General features: G+C 68.8%; 20 protein-coding genes. 2 read left to right on the top strand and 18 right to left on the bottom strand.

Features of this window, described 5'->3' with window-relative positions; all coding sequences use genetic code 11:
• Positions 1-166 precede the first annotated feature (166 nt).
• Together WMF17_RS09470 and WMF17_RS09465 are read right to left on the bottom strand one after the other, a co-directional pair.
• A complete protein-coding gene (locus WMF17_RS09470; RefSeq protein ID WP_437648951.1) occupies positions 167-1,675 on the bottom strand; it encodes a phenylacetate--CoA ligase family protein in 1,509 nt (502 codons plus the stop codon).
• Positions 1,676-1,776: 101 nt separating this feature from the next.
• Positions 1,777-2,802, bottom strand: coding sequence for an NAD-dependent epimerase/dehydratase family protein (locus WMF17_RS09465; protein ID WP_437648950.1), 1,026 nt, complete (start codon positions 2,800-2,802; stop codon positions 1,777-1,779).
• A 124-nt stretch (positions 2,803-2,926) separates the two neighbouring features.
• Here WMF17_RS09465 and WMF17_RS09460 point away from each other — a divergent pair, with 124 nt between their 5' ends.
• Positions 2,927-3,922 (top strand): ATP-binding protein, encoded by a 996-nt coding sequence (locus tag WMF17_RS09460; RefSeq protein WP_437601631.1) that lies wholly within the window; start codon positions 2,927-2,929, stop codon positions 3,920-3,922.
• A 34-nt stretch (positions 3,923-3,956) separates the two neighbouring features.
• On the opposite strand, the gene WMF17_RS09455 is transcribed toward WMF17_RS09460, so the two are convergent.
• Together WMF17_RS09455 and WMF17_RS09450 are read right to left on the bottom strand one after the other, a co-directional pair.
• Complete coding sequence (locus WMF17_RS09455; RefSeq protein WP_437601630.1) at positions 3,957-4,562, bottom strand: hypothetical protein; 606 nt, start codon at positions 4,560-4,562, stop codon at positions 3,957-3,959.
• Positions 4,559-5,263: a thiamine phosphate synthase gene (locus WMF17_RS09450; RefSeq protein WP_437601629.1), complete on the bottom strand. Its 705-nt coding sequence runs from the start codon at positions 5,261-5,263 to the stop codon at positions 4,559-4,561. Before WMF17_RS09450 ends, WMF17_RS09455 begins: the two co-directional genes overlap by 4 nt.
• 124 nt (positions 5,264-5,387) lie before the next feature.
• On the opposite strand from WMF17_RS09450, the gene WMF17_RS09445 reads away from it, so the two are divergent.
• Entirely contained in the window at positions 5,388-6,872 is a 1,485-nt protein-coding gene (locus tag WMF17_RS09445) for a hypothetical protein (RefSeq protein WP_437601628.1), read from the top strand.
• 143 nt (positions 6,873-7,015) lie between these two features.
• Here the strand turns inward: WMF17_RS09445 and WMF17_RS09440 are convergent, their stop codons facing one another.
• The 14 genes from WMF17_RS09440 to WMF17_RS09375 form a co-directional block, all read right to left on the bottom strand.
• On the bottom strand, positions 7,016-8,578 hold the full coding sequence (locus WMF17_RS09440; protein ID WP_437604230.1) for an acyl-CoA carboxylase subunit beta: 1,563 nt from the start codon (positions 8,576-8,578) through the stop codon (positions 7,016-7,018).
• 158 nt (positions 8,579-8,736) lie between these two features.
• A complete protein-coding gene (locus tag WMF17_RS09435; protein ID WP_437601627.1) occupies positions 8,737-9,522 on the bottom strand; it encodes an enoyl-CoA hydratase/isomerase family protein in 786 nt (261 codons plus the stop codon).
• The gene (locus WMF17_RS09430; protein ID WP_437601626.1) at positions 9,519-10,457 is read right to left on the bottom strand and encodes a 3-keto-5-aminohexanoate cleavage protein; all 939 of its coding nucleotides are present in this window, start codon (positions 10,455-10,457) and stop codon (positions 9,519-9,521) included. Before WMF17_RS09430 ends, WMF17_RS09435 begins: the two co-directional genes overlap by 4 nt.
• Before the next feature lie 16 nt (positions 10,458-10,473).
• Positions 10,474-10,971, bottom strand: coding sequence for a MarR family winged helix-turn-helix transcriptional regulator (locus WMF17_RS09425; RefSeq protein ID WP_437601625.1), 498 nt, complete (start codon positions 10,969-10,971; stop codon positions 10,474-10,476).
• Between the two features lie 141 nt (positions 10,972-11,112).
• Positions 11,113-12,486: a PAS domain S-box protein gene (locus WMF17_RS09420; RefSeq protein ID WP_437601624.1), complete on the bottom strand. Its 1,374-nt coding sequence runs from the start codon at positions 12,484-12,486 to the stop codon at positions 11,113-11,115.
• 33 nt (positions 12,487-12,519) lie between these two features.
• The gene (locus tag WMF17_RS09415; protein ID WP_020734190.1) at positions 12,520-12,930 is read right to left on the bottom strand and encodes a hypothetical protein; all 411 of its coding nucleotides are present in this window, start codon (positions 12,928-12,930) and stop codon (positions 12,520-12,522) included.
• Between the two features lie 34 nt (positions 12,931-12,964).
• The gene (locus tag WMF17_RS09410; RefSeq protein ID WP_437488665.1) at positions 12,965-13,456 is read right to left on the bottom strand and encodes an ATP-binding protein; all 492 of its coding nucleotides are present in this window, start codon (positions 13,454-13,456) and stop codon (positions 12,965-12,967) included.
• Positions 13,456-14,445 carry a PP2C family protein-serine/threonine phosphatase gene (locus WMF17_RS09405; protein ID WP_437648949.1) on the bottom strand — a complete coding sequence of 330 codons (990 nt, stop codon included), beginning with the start codon at positions 14,443-14,445 and terminating at the stop codon, positions 13,456-13,458. Before WMF17_RS09405 ends, WMF17_RS09410 begins: the two co-directional genes overlap by 1 nt.
• 48 nt (positions 14,446-14,493) lie before the next feature.
• Complete coding sequence (locus WMF17_RS09400; protein WP_012234413.1) at positions 14,494-15,411, bottom strand: slr1658 superfamily regulator; 918 nt, start codon at positions 15,409-15,411, stop codon at positions 14,494-14,496.
• Positions 15,412-15,435: 24 nt separating this feature from the next.
• Positions 15,436-17,832 carry a SpoIIE family protein phosphatase gene (locus WMF17_RS09395; RefSeq protein WP_437601622.1) on the bottom strand — a complete coding sequence of 799 codons (2,397 nt, stop codon included), beginning with the start codon at positions 17,830-17,832 and terminating at the stop codon, positions 15,436-15,438.
• A 44-nt stretch (positions 17,833-17,876) separates the two neighbouring features.
• Positions 17,877-19,043 (bottom strand): methyltransferase domain-containing protein, encoded by a 1,167-nt coding sequence (locus WMF17_RS09390; protein ID WP_437601621.1) that lies wholly within the window; start codon positions 19,041-19,043, stop codon positions 17,877-17,879.
• 55 nt (positions 19,044-19,098) lie between these two features.
• Entirely contained in the window at positions 19,099-19,674 is a 576-nt protein-coding gene (locus tag WMF17_RS09385) for a hypothetical protein (RefSeq protein ID WP_437601620.1), read from the bottom strand.
• An 846-nt stretch (positions 19,675-20,520) separates the two neighbouring features.
• Positions 20,521-21,735 (bottom strand): tetratricopeptide repeat protein, encoded by a 1,215-nt coding sequence (locus WMF17_RS09380; RefSeq protein ID WP_437648948.1) that lies wholly within the window; start codon positions 21,733-21,735, stop codon positions 20,521-20,523.
• Positions 21,732-23,294 carry a SpoVR family protein gene (locus tag WMF17_RS09375; RefSeq protein WP_437601618.1) on the bottom strand — a complete coding sequence of 521 codons (1,563 nt, stop codon included), beginning with the start codon at positions 23,292-23,294 and terminating at the stop codon, positions 21,732-21,734. The genes WMF17_RS09380 and WMF17_RS09375 overlap by 4 nt, the downstream gene beginning before the upstream one ends.
• Positions 23,295-23,296: the final 2 nt, after the last annotated feature.

Genomic DNA, 23,296 nt, shown 5'->3' with positions numbered 1-23,296 from the left:
GCGACCCTTCTACCAGCAGGAGCAGCAAGCGAGTGCGCCCGCGTCGCTTCGCTCCCCCGGCCGCCTCGCGGGGGGACGGGCCGAGGCGTCGCGCCGCGCCGCGATGGCGCGTCTTCCACGCCGGCCCGGACCTGTCGCGCGAGGAGTTCGTGGATCTCGGCCGCCCTCACCCCCCGGACTTGCGCGTGTACCGGTGCTTCACCCCGAGCGGGAAGTACTCCGGATCTCCCGCCGCCCTCAGCGTCACCCGCGGCGCGCGCTTCCCCGCCGGCACATAGCTCCTGAACTCGCTGTTCAGCCGCGCGAGGTGCTCCTCGATCGACCGCGCCGCTGCCTCGCGCCGCGCGTCGCTCTCCGCCTCCCCCGGCGCGAGCTCGACAACCACCGAGAGGGACGCGTCCCTGTCCGCGCCCTCGCGGACCTCCAGCACGAACTTCCCTGTCACCCACTCCTTCACGCCGGGCTGCTCGATGCCCACGACCACGTTCTCCGGATAGATGTTCGCCCCGAAGTACGACACCGTGAAATCCGAGCGCCCGAACACATAGACGAACGGCAGCTCCCGGGCGCCGCGCTCCCCGTCGAGCTCGCGCCGCGGATCGAAGCCGAAGCCGGAGAGCGCCGCCATCATGTCCGCGTGCGAATGGATGCCCCCGCTGTCGAGGATCGCATAACGGACGAGCGGGACGCCGTTCTCGCCCGAGAAGAGGAGCATCCCCTCGCGCTGCTCGAAGAACCGCGCCGCGGGGTCGTACTGCACGAGCGTGGGGAGCCGGTCCTGACCGAAGAGGGCGCGCGCGGCGTCCGGCCTCCCGGCGAGGAACCTGCGGATCGCGATGCTGAGCGGCGTCTCGTTGCCCAGCACGCCCGCGTCCGCCGTCCCGTACAGCGACGCCGAATCGTAGCAGGGCGACGTCGACCCGACGCGCTCGCCGACCAGGCTCCGCCACTCTTCGCTGAACACCTCGCCGGCCGTCACGAGCTTGATCCGGAGAGGCGCCCAGTCGATCCCGCGCGCCCGCCCCGTGTCGATCACGTCCTTCAGGAAGGGCGGATATCCGAGCAGGACCACCTGGTCGAACGCCGGCCCCAGATCCAGGACGACACGGAAGATCTCGTCCTTGTTGTTGCCCGGCGTGATGACCGTGATCGGATACCCCTTCGCCGCCAGGTGACGGCAGCACGCGGCGGTGTACATCCCGCCGACCCACGAGCCGAGCGCGAAGCACACGACCGCGAGCGTGCGGCGCGCGTCGGCCCGGAAGCTGTCGTGAAACACCTGCTCGAAGCGCCGGGCGACCGGGAGCTCGTCCGTGACAGATCGCGGCCAGAACGTCGGCTTGCCCGTCGAGCCCGACGAGACGGCGACCATGTCGCAGGACTCGACGCGCCCGCCCCGGCACAGGTCCGCGATCGGATGCCGGAGCACGTAGTTCTGCTTCGTGATCACCGGGAGCGCCGCGAAATCCGCGGGGGTCCGGACAGCCGCCGGATCCACGCCGTGCTCGTCGAGGAATCGGCGATACGCAGGGACGGTCGCGGCGACCTCGTGGAACAGCGAGAGCGCGCCGGCCGACGGATCGACCTCGCGATGCCGCGACAGCGCCGCGTCGAGCGGCGTGCTCAGGAAGGCGTCGATGGCCGCCAAGACCCGCCCGGGCTCTACATCCTGCATCGCGAGCTCTCCAGTCCTTCGGAGGTTTCACGGCGAGGCGCGCGGGCGGCGCACGACCTCCCGGCCCTCCCGCCTTTCACGGGCTCAGCTTACCTCTTATCTCACGTTGCGCCGGCGTTCCCCGCCCCCGTCCCGGCGGCGAGCGACATCTCCTCTGCGCGCCGCTCGTAGCCCGGCGGCGGCTCGGACGGCGGGTTCGCGAGCCGCGACGTGATCACGGTCTCCAGCCAGCGCCGGAGCGGCGTGTGCTGGAAGCCGAGCTCCGCCCTGGCCTTCGCGGGATCCAGCTCCGACATCCAGCGGTCGCTGAACGGCGACATCGCGACCGGGTCGATGCCGCGGGCCCGGAGCGCGGCCGACGAGATGGGCGCGAGGCGCGCCGGCGCGCCGAGCAGCTCGGCGACGAGCGCGAGCAGCTCCGAGAGCGTCGGCGTCTCCTCCATGCAGAGGTTGTACGCCTCGCCGAAGGTCGACGGCACGAGGAGCAGCTTCGCGATCGCCCTCACGACGTCGCCGCTGTACACGTGCCGCACGGGGTTCCTGCCGCCGTCCGGGACGAGCAGCGGGCCGCCGTCGAGCACGCGCGCGATGTAGCGCTCGAGGCGGCGGTAGGGGTCGCGCTCGCCGTTCACCATCGGGAGGCGCAGCACGGTCGCGGGGAAGCCATCGTCCCGCCAGGCGGCCGCGAGCACCTCCTCGGCGCCGCGCTTGCCCATGCCGTAGGCCCACGCCGCGCGATCTTCCTCGCCCGCGGGCTCCTTGAGCAGCGGGCCGTCGTAGTCGCGCTCGCGCGACGGCCGCGGGCACCCCTCGCGGACGAGGTACACCGAGCCGGTGCTGATCATCACGTAGTGGCCGACGCGCCCGCCGCCGAGCGCCACAGCCGCCGCGCGGCCGTCCGCGGCCGTGTACGCGGTGAAGTCCACCGCGACGTCGAACTCGCGGCCTCCGAGCGCCTGCGCGAGATCGCCGGCCGCCCGGTCGCAGCGGATCCGCGCGACGCGATCGCCGAACAGGTCGGGCGTCGCGCCGCGGTTCAGGAGGGTGATCTGGTGGCCCGCCGCGAGCAGGCGATAGACAAGGAAATGACCCATGAATCGAGTGCCGCCGAGCACGAGGACGCGCATGCGCGGCAAGCTATCACCGCCGCTCGCAATGAGGAGCGGCACGATCGCGGCGCGGGCGGACGCCGGGCGGCCTCTCGCGCGAGCCGGGATCTGGTCGCGCCCCGGTCGTGCTAGATAGCGGGCCGTGCCGTTCTCCCACATCCTTGGCCAGGACACCGCGGTCGGCACGCTCGTGCGCGCGCTCGAGGCGGGTCGCGTGCACCACGCCTACCGCTTCGAGGGCCCGCCCGGCGTCGGCAAGGAGCTCGCGGCCGTCGCGCTCTCGCAGGCGCTCGTCTGCACCGGGGGCGACCCGCTCGGCTGCGGCCGCTGCGACGCGTGCCGGCGCGCGGCCGCGCGCGCCGCGGGGCGCCCCGCGTCGCCGCTGCACCCCGACGTGCAGATCGTGGCGAAGAACTTCTACCCCGCCGCCGTCATCGGCCGGAGCCGCGACGAGCTGACCGAGATCTCGGTCGACCAGGTCCGCGCCATCGTGCTCGCGCACGCCGCCTACACGCCGCACGAGGGGCGCGCGCGGGTGTTCATCGTCCGCGACGCCGAGGACCTCAGCGTCGGCGCCGCGAACGCGTTCCTCAAGACGCTCGAGGAGCCGCGGCCCGGCACCCACTTCGTCCTGCTGACCTCGCGCGGCGATCGCCTGCTCAACACGATCCGCTCGCGCACCCTGCCCGTGCGCTTCGCCCCGCTCTCCGAGCCGATCGTCCGCGGCATCCTCCGCGATCACGGCGTGCCCGAGGAGCGCCACGACCTCGCCGTGGAGCTCGCCGCGGGCAGCGCCTCCACGGCGCTCGAGCTCGCGGACGAGGAGCAGACCGCCGCGCGCGACGCCTTCGTGAAGAGCGCCCTCGCGGCCGCGGCCGCCCGGGACCTCGGTCCCGCCGTCGCGTTCGCGGAGTCGGTGGATCGCGACAAGGGCGCCCTCAAGGACGACCTCCGCGCGCTCAACGCGGCGCTCGCCCGCGAGGCCCGCGCCACGGTCGCGGCCGATCCGCGCCGCGCCGTCGTCTCGGCCAGGCGCTACGCGGCGGTCTCCCGCGCCGTGGCGCAGCTCGAGCGCAACGCCTCGCCGAGCCTGGCGATGGCCTCGCTGATCGCGGAGCTGCGCAGCGTCATCGGCTGAGGGACGCAGCGATCCCCCGCGGGGCAGGCCCGCGTCAGCCCTCGCCGCCGCCGCCCAGCCGCTCGTACCCGCCGTCCTCGATGCGCCGTCCGGCCCAGGCGTGGATGCGCCCCTCGCTCGCGATCACCACGGCCGCGTCGTGCCCGCCGCCCTCGTACAGGGCGATGATCCCCGCGTGGCCCAGCGAGGGCGCGCCCTGCCCCAGGCGCTCCAGCGCCGCCGGCAGCCGCGCCCGCCGCCGCAGGGTCATGCCCGCGATCTCGAGCGTCGCCGGCGGCTCCTCCGGCGAGTCGACGGCCGCGGGCGCGAGCCACAGGATCTCGCGCCGCGGCGCGGGGAAGGCCGCCACCGCCCCCTGCGCCGCGCCCTCGGGCGCGAGGAACACCGCGGCGACGATCTCGCCCCGCTCGCGCGCCACGATCGCGCCCGAGAGCCAGCGCTCCTCGATTCCGGCCAGGACCACGTCGCCGAGCGCGAACGGCAGCTCGTCCCACGGCGCGCCCTCGGGGGACGCCGCCGGCGCGGCGCGCTCGTTCTCGCCGCCGTCCTCTCCCGACGCCTCCCGCTCGCGGCGCGCCGCCATGTAGCCCACGGTCACGGCCACCGCCGCGGCGGCCGCCGCGAGCAGCGTGAGGCTCATCGCGCGCCCCCTCCGGGCGGCGCCGCCGGCGCGAGGGCCTCCTTGAGCGCCCGCGCCCGCGCGCTCACCTCGTCGAGCGCGCGCGACGTCGGCGCGCCCTGCTCCGGCAGCAGCGCGGCGATGATCGCCGCGGCGGAGCAGAGCGGGCCCACGTCGCGCGCCCTCTCCAGCGAGATCCCGCCGATGGCCACGACCGGCAGCCCCGGCCGCGCCCGCTCGACGATCGCGCGCAGCGACGCGAGCCCCTCGAGACCGACAACGGCGTCCGGGCGCTCCTTGCTCGAGGTCGTGAAGATGGGTCCGATCGCGACGTAATCGAGGTGCTCGGGCGGCCCCTGCAGCGCGGCCTCGAGCTGCGCGCGCGTGTGCGTGGAGAGCCCGACGCGCAGGGCGACACCGGCGCGCTGCGCGAGCGCGTGCACCGCGGGCACCGGGAGATCGTCCTGGCCGACGTGCACCCCATCGCAGCGCGCCAGCACCGCGAGATCCGCCCGGTCGTTCGCGAACAGCGGCACGCCCGCGCGCGCCGCGAGCGGCCGGATCGCGCGGAGGAGCGAGAGCGTGCCTGCCGCCCCGCCCCGCTTGTCGCGGAGCTGGAGGGCCGCGGGACGCGCGTCGAGGACGGCCTCGGCGAACGCCGCCGGATCGAGCCCGCGAGGCGCGAGCGAGTCGGTGTCGACGATGGCGTACAGACCGCGCATGACCACGCTTCGAGCGATGGGAGACAGCGGCCCGGCCCTCCGAGGGAGGCCAGGCGCGCTGGCCACGCTAAGGTTGACGCCCCCAGAAAGAAAGCGGAAGCGTTCGCTCCCGAACGGATCCTCCATGCGCACACGTCTCGCCCGGATCGCCTGTCTGTTCGCATCGGCCGCGTCGGCCGCGTCGGCCGCCGTGGCCGTTCTGGGGCTCGCGTCGAGCCCTGCGTTTGCGGAAGAGAAGTCGGGTCCCGCGCAGCCGGGAGAGAAGCCGAGCTCCGCCGTGCCGGCAGGGAGCCCGAAGGCCGACGCCGCCGCGCCGGCTGGCAGGGCCAAGGCCGCCGCGCCCAGGGCGGGCGCGAAGAAGAAGGCGCCCGAGCCCCCGCCCCTGCCGCCGGCGCCGGCGCGCGTCTGGCTCATCGCGCCGTCTCCTCGGGGGCCGTGGACGCTGCGGCTCGACAACGACGGGGAGCGCCCCATGCGCATCCCGGCGGACGTGCGGCTGCTGCGCTTCGAGATCGACACGCTGAACAAGCGCACGAAGAAGACGGTCCGCTGCGCCGCCCCCGCGGGGCTCAAGCCGAGCGGCTTTCCGGAGCGGCGCGCGCTCCTGCTCGCGCCCGGCCAGTCGTACATGGAGCATTTCGATCCGCGCCTGCTCTGCTTCGGCAAGGACGCAGCTGCGCTCGCCGGCGGCTCGGTGGTGAGGGCGTGGTACGGCTGGGGCCCGCCGCCCAAGTGGTCGAGAAAGGCGCCCTCGCCGCCGTTCGCCGTCGAGTCGACCGACGATCCGCCGGCGTTCGCCCCGGCGACCGGGCTCGCCGCGCCCACCGTCGTGCTGAGCTACGATCTGCCCCCCAAGGAAGCCGCCGCGGGCGACCCGGACGGCGTCGAACCGCCCTCTCCGGCAGGCGAGCAGGCACAGCCGTCGGCCGACGCGGCGGCTCGACCCGAGGCCGACAAGACCGCTCGGCCCGCGGGCGACAAGACCGCTCAAGTCTCCGCGGACAGGCCAGCCGGCGAGGCCGCTGCACCGCGGGCACCGTCACCCAGAGACCACGGCGCCGGCTCGCCGGGCGGGCTGATCGTGGACGCCAACGCGCCTCGCCTGGAGCTCACGAGCGAGCCCTGGTCCGACGCGGCGAGCCCTCGCTCGATCGTCGTCCGGGTCAGCGCGAGGAACGCCGGCAAGCGCCCCATGACCGTGGCCGTCCGGCCGCGGATGCTCCAGTTCTACGTCGCCGGCCCGAACGGCACGACCGTGTGCGCGGCGTCCCCGCCGACGGGGGCGATCCCGCGCGACCTGTTCAGAACACTGAAGCCCGGCGCGTCGGTCGACCTCTCGCTCCTCCTGCGGGAGGTCTGCCCCAACAACACGTTCGCCCGCGAGGGCCTCTACCGGGTCACGGCCACGCTGCATGCGAACGAGCCGGGCACCCGGCTCGGCCTGGACGCATATACCGCCATCGTCCCCGCCCAGAACTCGACGCTCCTCCGCGTGAAGAGCGCGCCGGAGCCGTTCTACACGGCCGCGCCGCGGCCCGTGCCGACGCCGAAGCCGCCGGAGTCCGATGAGGGCCAGGCGCCAAACGGAACGATGAACGAGGAAGAATGACCATGACGAGAACGAGTGATCCCTGAAAAGTCTGGCCTGCGCGTCGGCGCGGTGCCAAACTACAAGGTTATCCTTCCCTCTCGGTGCCCTGGCGGTCTTCTCTCTCCTCCGGCTCTCCGTCCCCGCCGCGCCCGCGCCACGCGCTAGACGGGGAGGATCCCCCGCTTCTTCTCCGGCCGCTCCACCCGCTTCTTCCGCGCGAGCTCGAGCCCCCACGCGATCACCCTGCGCGTGTCCCGCGGATCGATCACGTCGTCGATGAGCCCCCACCCGGCGACCTTCATCACGTCGATGTTCTTCTGGATCGCCTCGACAATCCCCTGCTTCACCTCGGCGGGCGGCGGCGTGTCCCCGAACATCTTCTTCGCCGCGATCCCGAGCATCCCCTCCGGCCCCATCACGCTGATCTCCGCGGTCGGCCAGCCGACGATGAGGTCCGGCTCGTACGCGCGCCCGCACATCACGTAATAGCCGGCGCCGTACGCCTTGCGCACGACCACCGTGATCTTCGGCACGGTGGCCGCGGCCATCACGTGCAGCATCTTCGCCCCGTGGCGGATGATCCCCTCGTGCTCGACCTTCGAGCCGATCATGAAGCCCGGCACGTCCTGCAGGAACACGAGCGGGATGTTGAACGCGTCGCAGATCTGCATGAAGCGCGCGGCCTTGTCCGCGGCGTCCACGTCGAGGATGCCGCCCATCTGGGTCGGCTGGTTCGCCACGATGCCGACCGGCTGGCCGCCGATGCGCGAGAGGCAGGTGATGATCGAGCGCGCCCACCGCGGCTTCAGGTCGAGCCGCTCGCCGTGATCGACGATCGCGTCGATCAGCTTCAGCATGTCGTAAGCGCGCCGCGGGCTCTCGGGCAACAGGTCGAGCAGCGACTCCTCCCGCCGCTCGATCGGATCGGTGACCGGCAGGCGCGGCGGCTCCTCGTCGCAGCTCGACGGGAAGAACGAGAGGTACCGCTTCACCGCGGCGACGCACTCGGCGTCGCTCGCGACCTCCGCGTCGCCGACGCCGCTCTTCGTCGCGTGCACCTTGCTGCCGCCGAGCTCCTGCTCCGAGATGTCCTCGCCGGTCATCGCGCGCACGAGCGCCGGGCCGCCGAGCGCCATCGAGCCGATGTCCTTGACCATCGGCACGAAGTCCGCGAGCCCCGGGATGTACGCCGTGCCCGCGGCGCCTGGCCCCACCATGGCGGCCACCTGCGGCACCACGCCGCTCATGTGCACCTGCTCGCGGAACAGGTGCCCCGTGCCGGCGAACAGCGAGATGCTGTCCGGGTGCATCGAGCCGGGATCGATGCGCGCCCCGCCCGAGTCGATGAACCACACCATCGGCCAGCGGCCGCGGAGCGCCATCTGCCGCAGCCGGGTCACCTTCTCCTCGCCCGTGTGCCCGATGCTGCCGCCCTTCACGGTGAAGTCGTACGCCGCCGCGCACACCATCCGGCCGTCGACCTTGCCGAACCCGCACACGACCGCGTCGGCCGGCGGCCGGTCCCTCCCGTCCGCGCCGGCCGCGATCCCCATCTGCGTGCCGTGCATCCCGACCTCGAAGTGCACGCCGTCGTCGAAGAACGCGGCGAGCCGCTCCCGCGCCGTCATCTTCCCGCGGGCGTGCTGCTTCGCCACCCGCTCCTCGCCGCCCATCCGCCGCACCTGCTCCCGGCGGGCCTCGAGGTCCTTCACGAGCTCACGCATGTTCACGGGCCACCTCATCCTGCGGCCCCGCTCTCCGGCGCGCGCCTCGCCTTCGTGGCGCGCGCCGGAGAGCGGGGCCGCCTCAACCGAGAGCCAGCGAGCGCCGCGGACTGCGACGCCCTCCCGTCCCCCGCAAAGCTCTCACGCGCCCGGCGCGCCTACCTGCCCGACCACCGGGGCTGCCGCTTCTCCAGGAAGGCCATGAGCCCCTCGCGCGCGTCGTCCGTCGCGAGGCAGCCGGCGAGCCGCTCGCGCAGGAGCGGCAGCGCCGACTCGAGATCGAGGTCGTCCTGCGCCGCGAACGCCTCCAGACCGAGCCGCACCGCGATCGGGCTCTTCGCGGCGAGGGTGGACGTCACCTCGTCGACCGCGGCGTCGAGCGCCCCCGGCTCCACCGCCTTGTTGAGCAGGCCGCACTGCGCGGCCTCGTCGGCGTCGAGCCGTTGCCCGAGGAGCATCATCTCCAGCAGCTTGCGGCGGCTCACGTGCCGCTGGAGCACCGCCATGATCATCATCGGGAACAGGCCGACGTTGATCTCCGGCGTCCCGAGCTTCGCGCCGCGGGCGCCGATCGCGACGTGCGACGCCGCGACGAGCCCGAGCCCGCCGCCCAGCGCGTGCCCGTTCACCCGCGCCACGATCGGCTTGCCCGCGTTCGCCATGGCGAGCAGCAGATCCGCGTAATCGCCCTTCACCTCGGGCTGCGGCGCCCCCTCCGCCCCCGAGAGCTGCGCGAAATCGCCCCCGGCGCAGAACGCGTCGCCCGCGCCGGTCAGCACCACGCAGCGCACCGCCGCGTCGGCCATGCCGACCTCCAGGGCGTGGAGGAGCTCGTTCACCATCGCCGGCCCGATCGCGTTCTTGCGCCACGGGTTGTTCAGCGTGAGCCGGAGGACGCCCCCCGCGGAGGCGGCCTGGATGACCGTGTACGCGCCCGCCGTCACGACGCCGCCCCCTCCGCCGGGCCGACCGCGTCGTCCCCGCGCAGCCCCAGGATCTGCCGGGCTTCCTCGACCGTCGCCGGCCTGCGCCCGACGTCGCGCACCATGCGCACGGCCACCTCGCAGAGCTCGCCGTTGCTGCGCGCCATCTCGCCGCTCGGCAGGTAGAAGTGGTCCTCGAGCCCGCACCGCACGTTGCCGCCGAGCACGAGCGCCGCCGCCAGCATCCTCCACTGCCCGTGGCTGATCCCGATCACCTCCCACTCCGAGCCGGGCGGCATGATCTTGGTCTGGAGCTGGAGCGACTCCACGTGCGCCGGGATGCCGCCCAGCACGTTGACGATGAACGAGAACTGCAGCGGGGGCTTGAGCAGGCCCATGTCGATGAGCGGCCACACGCCCTGGGTGTGCCCTGTATCGAAGCACTCGAGCTCGGGCTTCGTCCCCGCCTCGTTCATGGCGGCGAGGAGCTTGCCGATCTTCGCGTACGTGTTGGGAAACACCATATCGAAGTCGAAGCTCTTCCGTGCGCGCGAGTACTTCGAGTAGTTCATGGTGCCCATATTGAGGGCGGCGATCTCGGGCCGGCTCTCGCGGATATAGGTGCACTGCTCGCTGACGTCCTCGAGGAGGGTGCCCGACGAGAAGTTCAGGATCACCGGGCAGCGCCGCCGCACCTCTTCCTTGATCTTCGCGAACACGGCCGGCGAGAACGTCGGCGATCCGTCGTCGTTGCGCGCGTGGATGTGCACCGCCGCCGCCCCTGCGTCGTGGGCCCGCTTCGCCTCCTCGGCGATCTCGACCGGCGTGTACGGGATCGCGGGGCACTGCTTGCGGCTGGCGAGCACGCCTGACAGCGCGCAGGTCACCACGCAGATATCGGGATCTCGCTCGTCCGGCTCCCTCGGTTCCCCGGTGAACGTCGGCTTCTCTCTCATGCCCCCTGCCTCCCTTTCACGTCCTGTCGCCGCCGTCGCTCTTCTTCTGCCCGTCCTGGGCGACCCGCGCGACCACCTGCCGCTGCAGCTTCGTCAAGATCCGGAGCAGATCGCGCAGATCGGTCGAGCTCAGGCTCAGCAGCGCGCTCCGGAAGATCTCCATCGGCTCCACCTGGATCTCGCGGGCGAGCCGCGCCCCCTTCTCGCTGAGCCGGATGTGCACGACCCGCCGGTCGGCGCTCGAGCGCTCGCGCCGGACGAGCCCTTCCCGCTCCATCCGATCGACGATCCCCGTCACCGTGCTGTTCTGTGCCCGGATGCGCTCCGAGAGCGTGGACAGCGACAGATCTTGAAATGACTCGAGCAGCTTGAGGATGGTGAGCTGTGGTCCGGTGAGGCCGAACCCGCTCGCCATGCCCTTCGTGAGCCGGCGCGACTCCGTGTAGAGATAGATGATCATCTCCACGATGGCGTCGATCTCCGGCCTCTCTGGCTGCGGCAGGGTCGCGGTCACGATGCTTCGTGTACGAAATATTCGCTCCCGCAGGGTGCGTCAAGCGCGAGCGCCCGCGCCCCACCCCTGCCGAGCGAGCGCATCCGTTCCCTGCCTCTCCCCCTCCCCCTCCCTCTCCCCCTCCCCCCTACCGCTTCGCCTCTACCGCTTCGCCCTCTGCCGCCGCTTTCCTCGCCGTCCGTCCGCCTGGATCTCCCGGATGCACCACCGCAGCGCCTCCTGGAGGTCCCGGTGCACCTGGACCGACGAGAGCTCGATCCCGAGCGACGACGCCGTCTGCGCCACCTGGGGCTGGACGCCGGCCACGACGCCCTGAGCGCCGAGCAGCTCGATCGTCCGCAGCATGCCGAGGAGGTGCTGCGCCGTCGTCGAGTCGACCTGTTCGACCCCTGTCACCTCGACGATCGCGTACCGCGACTTCGTCTCGACGATCGTGTGCAGCAGCTTCTCCGTGATCTCGGACGCTCGGTGTCGATCGATGCTCCCCACGAGCGGCAGCACGAGCACGCTGTTCCAGACCTGGATGATCGGCGTCGACAGCGTCTCGATCGCGGACTCCTGCCGCTCGATCACCGCCCGCAGCGACTCCTGCTGCTCGACCACCGCGCGGAGCGACTCCTCGGCGCGCATGCGTTCCAGGGTGATCGCGAACATCTCGCCGACGACCTGGAGCAGCGCCCGCACGCTCTTGTCCCACGCGCGGATCGAGCGCACCGCGTCGATCCCCACGACCCCCACGAGCCGCCCCGCGTACGCCGCGGGCATCCGGACGAGCGAAGCGATCCCGAGCTCCGTGAAGGCTCTCCGCTCGCTCGCGGCCTCATCCGGCAGGTCGGCCACGCGCGGCACGTCGCACACCTCGAGGCGGCACAGCCTCTCGACGAGCCACGGATACTCATCCCTGGAGACGACGGCCCGCTCCGCGAGCAGCGACGGGACCCCTTCGGCGCACCACTCGTGCGTGCTCAGGAACCGCCGCCCGTCCTCCGAGAGCAGGAACAGGCTCGTCCGGTCGGCGCGCAGCGCCTTGCCGAGCTCCGCGAGCGCCGACTGAAAGCCGCGGTCGATGTCCGCGAGCTTCACATTGATGAAATGGGCCGAGATCGACGCGACCAGCATCTTGGTCTCGATCCGCTGCATCAGCGCCCGCTCGACGCGCTTCTGCTTGCCCACGTTGCGCGCCCAGGCGTAGACGAGCCCCTCGCTGGGCACCGAGAGCATCGACCAGGACAGCCAGACGTAGAGGCCGCTCCTGCTCCTGCACCGGTTCTCCATCCCGAGCGTGACGGGCTCCTCCCGGAGCCGATCCAACTGCTCCCTGGTCGCGGGGAGGTCGTCCTGATGTACGAGATCGAGGAGGTTCCGGCCGACGAGCTCCTCGGCCCTCAGGCCAAGCGTCCGCTCCCAGGCCCCGCTCACGCGCAGGAACGCCCCGTCGGCCCGCAGAACACAGAGCGGATCGGGGCAGACAGCGAAGAACCTCTCCACGTCCGCTTCGTTCGCAGGTGCGTGCATCACCGGTCGCCTTAGCCAGCCCACACCCCACGGCTACGGCTCTTTGACGTCCTCGAACGTCGTCCTCGCGGCCACGTGCTCCTCGTTCAGGTTGAGCAGGATCGGCAGGGTCTCGTGCTGCCAGTCGTCGTCGAGGATCCGCCGCACGGTCACCCGCCCGGGCACCAGGTTGTACACGGCGTCCACGATATCCATGATGACGTAGAAGCCGTTCGAGTTGCAGAACCGCATCTTCACGAAGTCCATCACCGTGGACGTGATCGGATGCTGCGGGAGGACTCGCGCCAGCTCGTCGAGGTAGCTGGACAGGTACCGGTACGGGTTGTCGATCCGGATAGCGCCCTCGAAGGTCAAGACGAGGCGGTTGTCGTCATCGAGCCGGGCGACCGACTGAAAGACGCTCAGCCCGCCATCCGTGATTTCTCCATAGCTGAGAGCCTTCATACGCGACCTTTCGTGGAAAACATACGCAGCCTTTTCAAGGGAAAGTAGCCTGGACGACGAGAATTCCATCGACGTACTGCGTCGAGAGATGGAATTTGTTCTCAGCGGTCAGCCGAATGAGGCCGAGCCCGCCCCTGCGTCGGTCGTTGCGCCGCTCGCGCACCGTCCTGGCAAAGAGCTCCCTCGGGTCCTCCGCGGCGAAGATCTCGTCGAATACCGCCTTCACGGTTCGGTACTCTTCCGGCGTAACGCGGTTGGAAACCTTGATGAGTAGCCGGTCTGGGTCGATGCTCAGGTCGAGTCGTACCTCGCTGTCACGCTCGGTCCCGTGCTGGATCACGTTGGTGACCAGCTCGGTGACGACCACGTTGACCTTCTGGCAGATCCGCCTGGGGTAGAACCTCACCAGCAGCGCGTCCAGAAAGTTCGCAAGCAGGCCGGCCACGTCGCCCGTGATGTGATCGACCGGAGATATATATATCGATGCACCGACCGACGTCTGCGAATGATTCTTCTCGGGCTTCATCAGGCGCACCTTCGCAGGATGATCAGTGTGATGTCGTCCGCGTCCGCCACTCGGAACCGCGTGTAGTCCTCGATGCACCGGTCGAGGATCACCTGCACCGGCTCCTCGCTGTGCTTGACCACGATTTCGTTGAGACGTTGCACGGAATATATCTCCCCGCTCGCGTCCTGCGCCTCGAACATCCCGTCTGTGTACAAGGCGAGGACGTCATCCTCCTCGAACGGCAGCTCGAACTCGTGAAACGGCTTGATGCGCAGACCGATGAAGTTGCTCACCCGATTGAACGAGCGCGGCGTACCGCGACGGACCAGGAGTCCGTACCCTCCGCCCGAGACGTAGCGGAGGAATCGGTCCGTAAACATGACGAAGTTCACCGTCGCGTACCGGCGAACCTCCCGGAGGAACGAGTAGGCGCTCCGGTTCACCCAATCCACGATCGCCCCGGGGCTGTCGAGCCGCTTGGTGGCGTGGGCGAACTGGGCCTTCAGAAATGCCATGATGAGCGCCGACGATACGCCGTGCCCCGAGATATCGTAGACACCGATCGCGTGGCGCTCGCCGGGGAGATAGAAGAAGTCATAATAGTCCCCCCCCACCTGCGCGAGCTGCTTGTGGAAGATGGCCATGTCGAACGACGAGGCGATGGTCCCGCTCGCCTCCGGCAGCAGGGCGCGCTGAACCTGCCGCGCCACCGCGAGGTCGTCGTCGATGGCCCGGTTGTACCCTTCGAGCTCGTTCTCGATGCTGGTCGCGTGCTCCAGGATGGCCTCGTGCACCAGGGAGAGGTCGTCGAAGTCGAGCTTCAGCTTATCGACGTACTCCAGGAGTGCGCTGCAGCGCTCCATGAAGTCGGTGAAGTTCCCCTCCTCGCGCAGCAGTGTGTTCCACGCTTGCCGCTCCTTCACGATCGCCCTGATGGCATCCAGATTGCTCTGCTTCTGTATGAAGCCTCTGGAGTGCATCGAGCTGATGTCCTTAGGTGCAGTCATGGCTCGACCTGGACGCGATTCGGGTTGGACGGACGACCCCATCCGATCTCAATCACAGAGTATCATCTCGAAGTTCTGGTTGAACTTCTTGAGGTTGGGCAGCGACTTCCCCTGCCACGGGATGGACTTCGACCCGCGGACGATGAGCTGGAGCTCGCCCTTCTTGCGGGTGGCGATCGCGAACTTGTAGAGGACGTTGATCCCCGAGCTGTTCAGGAAGTTGAGCGCCCTGACGTCGAGCGTGATGGTGGGCGGGTTCGTGGCCAGGACCTTGTCGAGCAGCTCCTCGATGGGGGCGTACTCGGTGGTGCCGCCAAGACGAAGGATGCCTTCCAGGTACACCACCACCTCAGAGGGATCGTACCAAACCCGGTAGTTACCACCTTTGATTTCCATTCTCGACCTTTCGTTCAAAATAGGAATCCTGGCCATCGTCTTGATGCTGAAGCTGTTGACCGAGATCGGGTCCAGCTTCCATCCAAGACTGACACCGTAGTCGTTCATGATGATCAGATAGCCGAGCCCCGACCCGGCGTTCTCTGCGTCTTCGGCGTTCGCCTCCGCCTGCCTCCGCAGGAGCTCCCCTGGGTCCTCCTGCGTGAGCTCGAGCAGCTTCTCGCGCAGCGAAGGGACAGCGGCGTTCGTGATCTGGTTGCTGACGAGGCACACCAGGTCCTCGCGCCCGATGCCGACGGTCACGGTGATGTCACCGTGCTGGTTGAACTTGACGGCGTTCTCAACGAGCTCGTTCAGAACGTAACCGATGGCGCCTGAGACTTCGTCTCGGCTGATGAGCCTGTCCTCGCCGTCGATCTCCGGGAAGAGCTCCCCGAAGTACTCGGCCATGAAATTCGCCGTCAGGTTACACAGGCTCCATCTCACCGCGAACGAGTCGGGGTACAACGTCAGCGACATATGTTCGCTGAACGAATCGTCTAAAGAGTAGACGCCGATGATTTCGCTCATGGTAATGCCCAGTCTCCCCCTTGCTCATACCCTCTTAATGACAAGTACCGTAATGTCATCATGGATTTTGTTGTAGCCAACGTGCGCCAAGACGTCCTCGATGATAGCGTCCTTGATCTCCCTCGAGGTTCTTTCGTGGTTCCGCGAGATCACGTGACACAGCCGGTCGATGCCGTATTGCTCCTCTGAAGAGTCCTCCGCCTCGGTGATACCGTCGCTGAAGAGCGTCACGACGTCCCCGGGCTCGAGCTTCACCTCGATGCTGCTGATGAAGTCGCTGATATCCAGATCGATGCCGATCGGCAAGCCGAGCCCCATGGTCTCGATGCGATCGAGGGTGCCGTCCTTCCGGACGATGATCAGGTCCTCGTGCTGACCGGTGAACTGGAGCTGCCCGTCGCTGTAGTCGAGCAGGGTCAGCGACAGGTTCTTGTCCGAGCGGATCCGCTGGATGTTCTGGTAGATGACCTTGTTGACGATGCTCAGGAACTTCTTCGGGTCCCGCTCGTCGGCGGCGAGCAGCGTCCGCACGGCCGTCTGCACCATCAGCATCAAGACGCCGCTCTCCAGGCCGTGGCCGGTGACGTCGCCGATGCCCATCTTCACGAGCCCGCCGCTCTGGAGCACGTCGTAGTAGTCGCCGCCGACCTCGTCGGCCGGGGCCATGTAGCCGGCGATGTCGAGGCCCGGGATCTCCTGGAGCTCGCTCGGCGCCGGCAGCACCATCAGCTGGAGCTGGCGAGCGACGTTCAGCTCGGCGCCGAGGCGGATGTTCTCCTGCGCGAGCTTCGCGTTCAGCTCGCTGATCTCCTCGTTCGCCTTCTCGAGGGCCATCGTCCGCTCGCTGACGAGCTCCTCCAGGTTGGCCGTGTACCGCTCGATGTCGGACGCCATCGCGTTGAAGGTCATGCCGAGCCGCCCGATCTCATCCTGGCTGTCGATGTTGACCCTCATCGAGTAGTCCTTGTTCATCAGCCGGTGCGCCGCCTCGGAGAGATCGACGAGGTTGGCCGTGATCCTCCGCGCGACCCAGGCGATGCCCACCAGCACGGCGAACAGGCTCAGCACGACGACGATGACCTGCTGGCCCAGGATGTTCTTCGCCGTCGACTGGATGGCGCGCTGGGCCGTGTGCACCGTCGAGAAGAGCTCGGACTCGGGCACCACGAACCCGAGCACCCAGTACTCCATCCCGATGGGCTTCTCACCCCGGTAGAAGTTCATCCCGGGCAGGCGCCGCAGGACGATGACGTAGGGCGTGGCCGGCTCGTCGGGCGCCCCCTGGATCGAGACCCGGTGGAAGACCGGCTTCTCGCTCGACGGCATCGCGATCTTCGCGACCTCGGGGTACTGGCTCTGGCTGAGGAGTCGCTTGACCTCCTTCACGCCCTCGTTCTGCCCGTCCCGCGTGCCGATCCCGAGGACCTTCTCCCCCTCGCTGCTGATCGCGAGCACGTTCGAGTCGGACATCGACATGAACGCGAAGCCCGAGGACTTGATGTGCACGTGCCGGATGAGGGCCACCGCCTGATCCAGCGTGACGTCGATCGCGACCGCCCCTGCGCAGTCCGTCCGTTCCTTCGTCCAGAGAGGATTGAAGAACGTGACGATATTGCCGCCGGTCGCCGCGTCGATGTAAGGAGGATAGCCGGTCACGTCGGTCTTTGCGACCGGCTTGCTGCTGGGATCCGTCAACCACCGCTGCCACCCCTCGTAGATGCCGGGGAAGAAGGAGTCCCAGAAGTTCTTGTCCGTGTGCCCCGGATAGAGCCTGTCGAACGTCTGCGCCATCTCGAGCCAGGGCGTCAGACGCATGATGGGTCGCTCTTTCGACCCCACGTAGTACACCTGGAGCTTCTCGCTCCCGTTCTTCCAGATGGCGGGGCCGAACAGATCGAAGATGGCGTTCTTCTTGACGTCCTTCAGGATCTCCGGCTTGATCGAGCCGTCCGGTTGGAGCATGTAGTGCCACACGCTCATCACGGACTGCTCGCCCGGCTTGTTCTGGGTCCACTTCCCGTTGGGATCGACCTGGAAATCGTCCCTGAAGAAGGGCGATTGGTCAGGGAGATTGCCTATCGCCTCCGCGGCGTCCGGGTTGTCGATCAGCGTCTGGAAGATCGACGCCGTCATCCGGAGCTCGGAGAACGTCTGCTCGAACAGGAGGTCGAGCCGGAGCGCCGTCGTCTCGATGTAGTTCTCGAGGTACTCGTCGTTCGCGCGGGCCATCCCGCCGTAGACCTCGGCGCTGGCCTCCTGCTCCAGTCGTGTAACGTTGTAGAGGGCCGTCCCCGCGCTCGAAGCCAGAGCGATGAGAACGCCGAGCGAGGCCACGAGCATGAACTTCGTACGGAAGCGCCCGGAGGACCTCTCGACGATCCATTGAACGATGGAAAACTTCTTGCGCTCCTTAGCTTCCATATGTCGGCCCGCGGCGCTTCATCGGCTCCTCCAGTTCACTCAAGCTATCGCATCAGCCGTTCTGGCTTACGCCCGGAGCCGGCGAGAATCGGCCAGTTCGCATACCCCTTGTCGCTCAGGATCGCAGAGACATGGGCCCGGAGCCCGATGCCAATCTCCTCGAAGATCACCGGATCAGCGCTCGCCGACGCCGCGACGTCGCCGCAGAATTTGATCCAGCTCTCTACGACCTTCGCGAAGTTGTTCGGGTCGGTGTTCATGTTGTTGATGTCGATGAGATCGCTGCGGATGTCCTCGAGGCCCGCGCTCGCGAGCAGCTCGCGGGTCCTCACGCCGATGTCGAAGTCCATCCCGACCATCCGGCTCAGCTCGAGGTACCGCCGGTACCCCATGCGGATGAGGTCCTGATCAGGAAAGCCGGTGACGCACGCGAGCATCTCGTTCGTGATGTAGACGCGGCCGCCGGGCTTGCAGATCCGGCAGAGCTCCTTCATCAGCTGGTCCGGCATGTGGAAGACCTGGATGGCGAGCCGGCAGGACACGAAATCGAAGGCGTCGTCGGGGATCAGGAGCGCGGCGGCGTCGCCGTACTGATACTCGATGTTCTCGATCCCGAGGCTCCGCGCGTGCGCCTGGGCGTGCTTCAGGAACGCCCTGGAGTGGTCGACGGCGGTGATGTACTCCGGCTTGTACTCCGCGTTGAGCCGGACCGCGAAGTCCCCGAGCCCGCAGCCGATGTCGGCGACCTTCATTCCCGGACGCAGGCCGTGCCGGTGGAGAAGCTTGCGCTCGTGGTTGTACACGATCTTCTCCTGGGTCCGCAGCACCCGGACGAAATCCTCATCCTCGATGACGCTCTGGATCGGGTAGAGGGCCTTGTCGTACACCTCCACGGAGACGTTGGGATAGAGCTCCTCCATCACCTGGAACTTGCGCATGGCCCAGGGGATGACGCTCGAGATGATGAGGCGGATCTTGAGGTTCGGTCGCTCTTCCACGGCCCACCGGACGAACCGGTTGATCTCGAGGAAGGCGACGTTGTTCATGTACTTGAGGCGCTTGAAGTCGAGGGTCAGCTCGCCTGTCGCGTTCTTCGCGGCGGTCTCCAGCGTCCCCCGGATCGCGCGCATCTGGTCGCCCACGAACGGCCGCAGCATGCCGGCGAGGGCGACCTCCTGGTCGTCCTGGTCGACCCGCATGTTGAAGGTCACCGATGAGCGCCACGAGGGCAGGCTCCCCGATGAAGACGACGGCGGGACAGCGTTCTCAGGGTAGATTGAAGCACTCATTTTCATCTACCTCAGTAAACGGCAGCTCGATGTTCAGTGTCAGCGAGTTCCCGTTCTTGGGTTCAGTAAGGCTTAACGTCGAACCGTAAACCACAGCGAGCTCCAGCAGACCTAGAGTCGTAACATCGTTGTCGGGCACGTCGTGCTCGAGCTGCTCTCGGTACCAGGCCATCGGATCCGGCTGATTGAGCAGCTGAACGGCGTGCTTGTAGAACGCCAGGTTCTCGCTGCTGGCGGGCACCTCAGCCGTCACGCTGATGCGACCGTGGTTCCTCTGGAAGGTGATGATGATGTCGCCCGACGGCTCGTGATTGCGATAGATGGCTTCAAGCAGCTCGTTGAAGAAGGTCGACAGCAGCGTCGCATAGCGCTCCGGGTCGTCCTCGTTTGCGCTCGCGTACCGCGCGAGGAAGTTCGCCATCTGATGGCAGTGGCTCCAGCGCTTGCTGAAGCCAGTGACCGAGAAGTTGGCTGAGATGATCATGCCGCTCGGCGCCATGACCGGCGGTGGTCGCAGCGTCGGGGCTACATCGGTCGGCTTCGAAACGGACATCAAGGCCTCGGGGTTGGTTTGCGAGAGGAGGCAGGACGCAGAGTACCTGGAGTCTGGGTGCCGCGTCGAGTGCATCGCGCTCCCGTTCGAGGTCGCCATGGTGAACTCGGACGAGCACAGCGCTAACGAGGACTGCCTTGAAGATGCCCGGATTGCTACAAGATCGAGACAATAGTGTGATATGAATCACACTCGATCGCTGCTGATAATTTGTACAGGTAGAGAAAGGTACCCGTCCGCTGCGCCTCCGGGGGTCCGGACCATTACCTGCGCAGTTGCCCGGGCTCAGCGCCTCGTGGGAAGAGCGCGGCGCGGGTGCTCGTCGGCCCATTTGTCCACAAGTCGACGCGCGCGCGCCGTGCAGCGGCGGCGTAGAATTCGCCGCTGCGCGCACCGCCCACAGATCCCGGCAGGCGGCGCCTGCTACCGTCGAAGCCCTCGAGAACACCGTCAAGCGAGGTAATCGAAAGCGCGTCGGTCCTGTCAACACTTTCATGCCATCGCCCAGCGCTGCGGAGATGACTCAAGGCGTGTGGTCGCGAGTCGCTACGGAAGTGTGCGGACCTCGGTGGGGCCACCTACCCAGTGCAGGCGGGCGAGGAGCGCGGAGGCGAGTGGCCTTCTCCGGCGGGTGGTTTCACAGCGACGTACGGATCCGGGCGCGCACGCCCCGCGATCCGGCCTCGCGAGAGCGCGCGCGGCCGCAGGCGACGCGCGTTCCGTGAGCTCGCTTGGCCCGCCAACTCGCACTCTCCGCCGACCGCGGCGAGCGCTGGAGGCCAGGCGCGCGCTCGACGACGATTGCGCTTGACACGCGCCCGGACGGCAGCCGCGAATAGGCGGCTGTCACGGCGGCGCGGCGCCGCGCCGCTCGATCGCGTCGAGCTCGTCCATCACGGCCTTCACGCGCGGATCCGTGGGATCCACCGCGCGCGCCTTCTCGTACGCTGCGCGCGCGTCCTTCAGCTGGCCCGACTGCGCCAGCGCGTTGCCCAGGTTGATCCAGGCGCTGCCGAGCCTGTCGTCGAGCCGCAGCGCCTCGCGGTAGAGCGCGGTCGCCCTGGGCAGGTCGCCGCGGAGGTGGTGGGCATACCCGAGGTTCGATCGATACGTTGCGCGCGTCGGGTCGCGGGCCACGGCCGCCTCGAGGTGCGGGACGGCGCGCGCCGGATCGTTCGCGGCGAGGAGCGCCGTTCCGAGATCGTTCTGCAGGCGCGCGTCGGCCGGCGCGAGCTTCGCGGCGCGCTCGTAGGCGCGGATCGCGTCGGCCGTCTTCCCCGCGGCGAGCAGCGCGGTCCCGAGGTTCGCCTGCCGCTCGGCGTCGCCGGGGGCGAGCTCGGCGGACCGCGTGAGCTCGCGGACGGCGTCCTGCAGGTTGCCGAGCGCGAGGTGAGCGACGCCGAGCGCGGAGCGGGCCTCGGCGTCGCTCGGCGCGAGCTCCGCGGCCCGCGCGAGCTCGGAGAGCGCCGCGTCGGCGCGGCCGAGGACGAGGAGGGCGCGGCCGAGCTCGAGGTGCGCCGGCGCGTGGCCGGGATCGAGCTTCACCGCGCGCTTCAGCTCCGGGACCGCGGCGAGCAGCGCCCTGTCGCCCGGCGCTCCGTTGTAATCGGAGGACACCCCCGCCCCGGCGATCGCCGCGCGCTGGGTCCCCACGATCGCCGCGGGGTCTTTCCTGTCGAGCAGCGCGGCGGCGCGATAGGCCTTCTCCGCGGCGGCGAAATCGCCTCCCGCGTAGGCGGCGTCGCCCTCCTCGAGCTTCCTGTCCGCCGGCGTGCCGGTGCCGCGCGCGACGCGCGGAGGAGGGCTCGCCGCCGCGGCCTCGCTGGTGGACGGCGCGTCGAGCGGGACGCCCGAGCCGATCGCCGGCGCTCCCGCCGCGCTCGCGGCGGAGGCGCTCCCCGCCGGCGGCGCGGCAGGCGCGGGCGGCGCGGCAGGCGCGGGCGGGTCGAGCGAGGCCGATCGCGCGGGCGCCTCCGCCGGCTGCCGCGCCGCCGGCGCGCCGGCGCAGCCGACGAGCGCGAGCAGCACCGCGAGCCGGCGGATCGATCCGCAGGAGCTCACAGCTTGTACGGGGTCATCGCGTGCTCCTTGCCGTCGTACCGGAGCAGCACAGGCTTGTTGTCCATCTTCGTCGCCACGCCGACCGGCCGCTTCCAGCACCGGACGAGCGCCATGAGCGTCTCGCGCGCGTAGTCGGCGCGCAGGTCGAAGCCGCCGTGCACGTGCTCGAGCAGGAGCTCGCCGCGGTTGCCGTAGTTGGCGTCGACGACGCGGATGTAGGGGTCGCCGAAGTTCGTGAGCTGGAAGAGGAGCTTCTCCTTCACCTCCTTGAACTCGCGGCTCTCGATCTCGAACCTGTCGTTCCGCCCCGAGAAGCCGAACGTGTACATCTTCTGATCGATGACGAACTCCGGCGTCAGGAACTCGTCGATGAAGGTCACGTCGTTGTAGAGCGCGCGCACCTGGAAGATCTTCTCGCGGCCGAGGCCGAGCCGCATGTCCCAGGTGCGCTTCGCGTCGAGGTCGGTGCACTCCTCCCACTCGCGGCCGAAGCGGCCCTTGTTCCAGCGGTCCTCGATGTAGCGATAGAGCTCCACGCCGACCTTGTAGGGGTTGAACCGCCCCGGCGCCGTCGCCATGACACCGGCGTTGTTCTCGGCGTAGTCGATGATCTCCGACGCATCGAGGACCTTCTCGGTCATCATCCTCGAGTGCCAGTACGAGGCCCACCCCTCGTTCATGATCTTCGTCTGGCGCTGGGGCACGAAGTAGTAGGCCTCCTCGCGGATGATCTCGAGCACGTCGCGCTCCCACCGATCGAGCGGCGCGTGGTCGAGCAGGAACTTGAGCACGTCGCGCTCCGGGCGCTCCGGGACCCTGCGCTCCGGCTTCTTCTGCTCCTGTCGCTTCTTCCTCTGCGCCGTGAGGATCTCCTCCGGGTTGATGAAGGAGTCCATGTACTCCTTGGCGCGGAGCTTGTAGGTGTCCATCGGCTCCTCCGTGGGCTCCTCTTCCTCCTTGGGCGCCGGGCGGCCGGTGAACGGGGCCCACGGGTCGATCAGGTTCTCGAGCGAGAGGCAGTGGTCGACGAACGCCTCGACCTTGTTGATGCCGTGGCGTTCGATGTGGCGCGACACGCGGGCGCCGTGGTTCGCCATCTTGTCGATCCACTTGCGGTCCGGATCATACGACTCGCTCTTGCGCACGGGGTCGACGAGCGGGCCGCGATAGTCGAGATCGGTGGACCGGAAGCAGAAGTTGTTCTTGAAGAAATCGACGTGCGCGTACACGTGCGCCATCACGAGCTTCTGGTCGGTGAGCGAGTTGCCCTCGAGCAGGTAGGCGTACGAAGGGTTGTTGTTGATGACCATCTCGTAGATCTTCGAGAGGCCATACTCGTAGCTCTTCGACAGCTGCTCGTACTCCATGCCGAACCGCCAGTGCGGATAGCGGCTCGGGAAGCCGCCGTACGCGGCGATCTCGTTCATCTGGTCGTACGTCAGCATCTCGAAGATGACCGGGAAGAAGTCGAGCCCGTAGTCCCGGGCGATCTTCTCGATGCGCTCCTTCTCGGTGCGCAGGTACCGGGGGAGCGCGGTGTTCAACGCGAACTTGCTCATAC

The sequence above is a fragment of the Sorangium sp. So ce362 genome, assembly GCF_051519845.1.
In the GTDB taxonomy this organism is placed as follows: domain Bacteria; phylum Myxococcota_A; class Polyangia; order Polyangiales; family Polyangiaceae; genus Sorangium.
This window is presented reverse-complemented; position numbering and strand designations above follow the sequence as displayed.

Coding starts and splice junctions, on each gene's coding strand:
- WMF17_RS09420 (WP_437601624.1), bottom strand. CDS start 12,486: ATGCACGCACCTGCGAACGAAGCGGACGTGGAGAGGTTCTTCGCTGTC.
- WMF17_RS09450 (WP_437601629.1), bottom strand. CDS start 5,263: ATGCGCGGTCTGTACGCCATCGTCGACACCGACTCGCTCGCGCCTCGC.
- WMF17_RS09440 (WP_437604230.1), bottom strand. CDS start 8,578: ATGCGTGAGCTCGTGAAGGACCTCGAGGCCCGCCGGGAGCAGGTGCGG.
- WMF17_RS09400 (WP_012234413.1), bottom strand. CDS start 15,411: ATGAGCGAAATCATCGGCGTCTACTCTTTAGACGATTCGTTCAGCGAA.
- WMF17_RS09455 (WP_437601630.1), bottom strand. CDS start 4,562: ATGAGCCTCACGCTGCTCGCGGCGGCCGCCGCGGCGGTGGCCGTGACC.
- WMF17_RS09385 (WP_437601620.1), bottom strand. CDS start 19,674: ATGTCCGTTTCGAAGCCGACCGATGTAGCCCCGACGCTGCGACCACCG.
- WMF17_RS09395 (WP_437601622.1), bottom strand. CDS start 17,832: ATGGAAGCTAAGGAGCGCAAGAAGTTTTCCATCGTTCAATGGATCGTC.
- WMF17_RS09375 (WP_437601618.1), bottom strand. CDS start 23,294: ATGAGCAAGTTCGCGTTGAACACCGCGCTCCCCCGGTACCTGCGCACC.
- WMF17_RS09430 (WP_437601626.1), bottom strand. CDS start 10,457: ATGAGAGAGAAGCCGACGTTCACCGGGGAACCGAGGGAGCCGGACGAG.
- WMF17_RS09405 (WP_437648949.1), bottom strand. CDS start 14,445: ATGACTGCACCTAAGGACATCAGCTCGATGCACTCCAGAGGCTTCATA.
- WMF17_RS09410 (WP_437488665.1), bottom strand. CDS start 13,456: ATGAAGCCCGAGAAGAATCATTCGCAGACGTCGGTCGGTGCATCGATA.
- WMF17_RS09465 (WP_437648950.1), bottom strand. CDS start 2,802: ATGCGCGTCCTCGTGCTCGGCGGCACTCGATTCATGGGTCATTTCCTT.
- WMF17_RS09470 (WP_437648951.1), bottom strand. CDS start 1,675: ATGCAGGATGTAGAGCCCGGGCGGGTCTTGGCGGCCATCGACGCCTTC.
- WMF17_RS09415 (WP_020734190.1), bottom strand. CDS start 12,930: ATGAAGGCTCTCAGCTATGGAGAAATCACGGATGGCGGGCTGAGCGTC.
- WMF17_RS09445 (WP_437601628.1), top strand. CDS start 5,388: ATGCGCACACGTCTCGCCCGGATCGCCTGTCTGTTCGCATCGGCCGCG.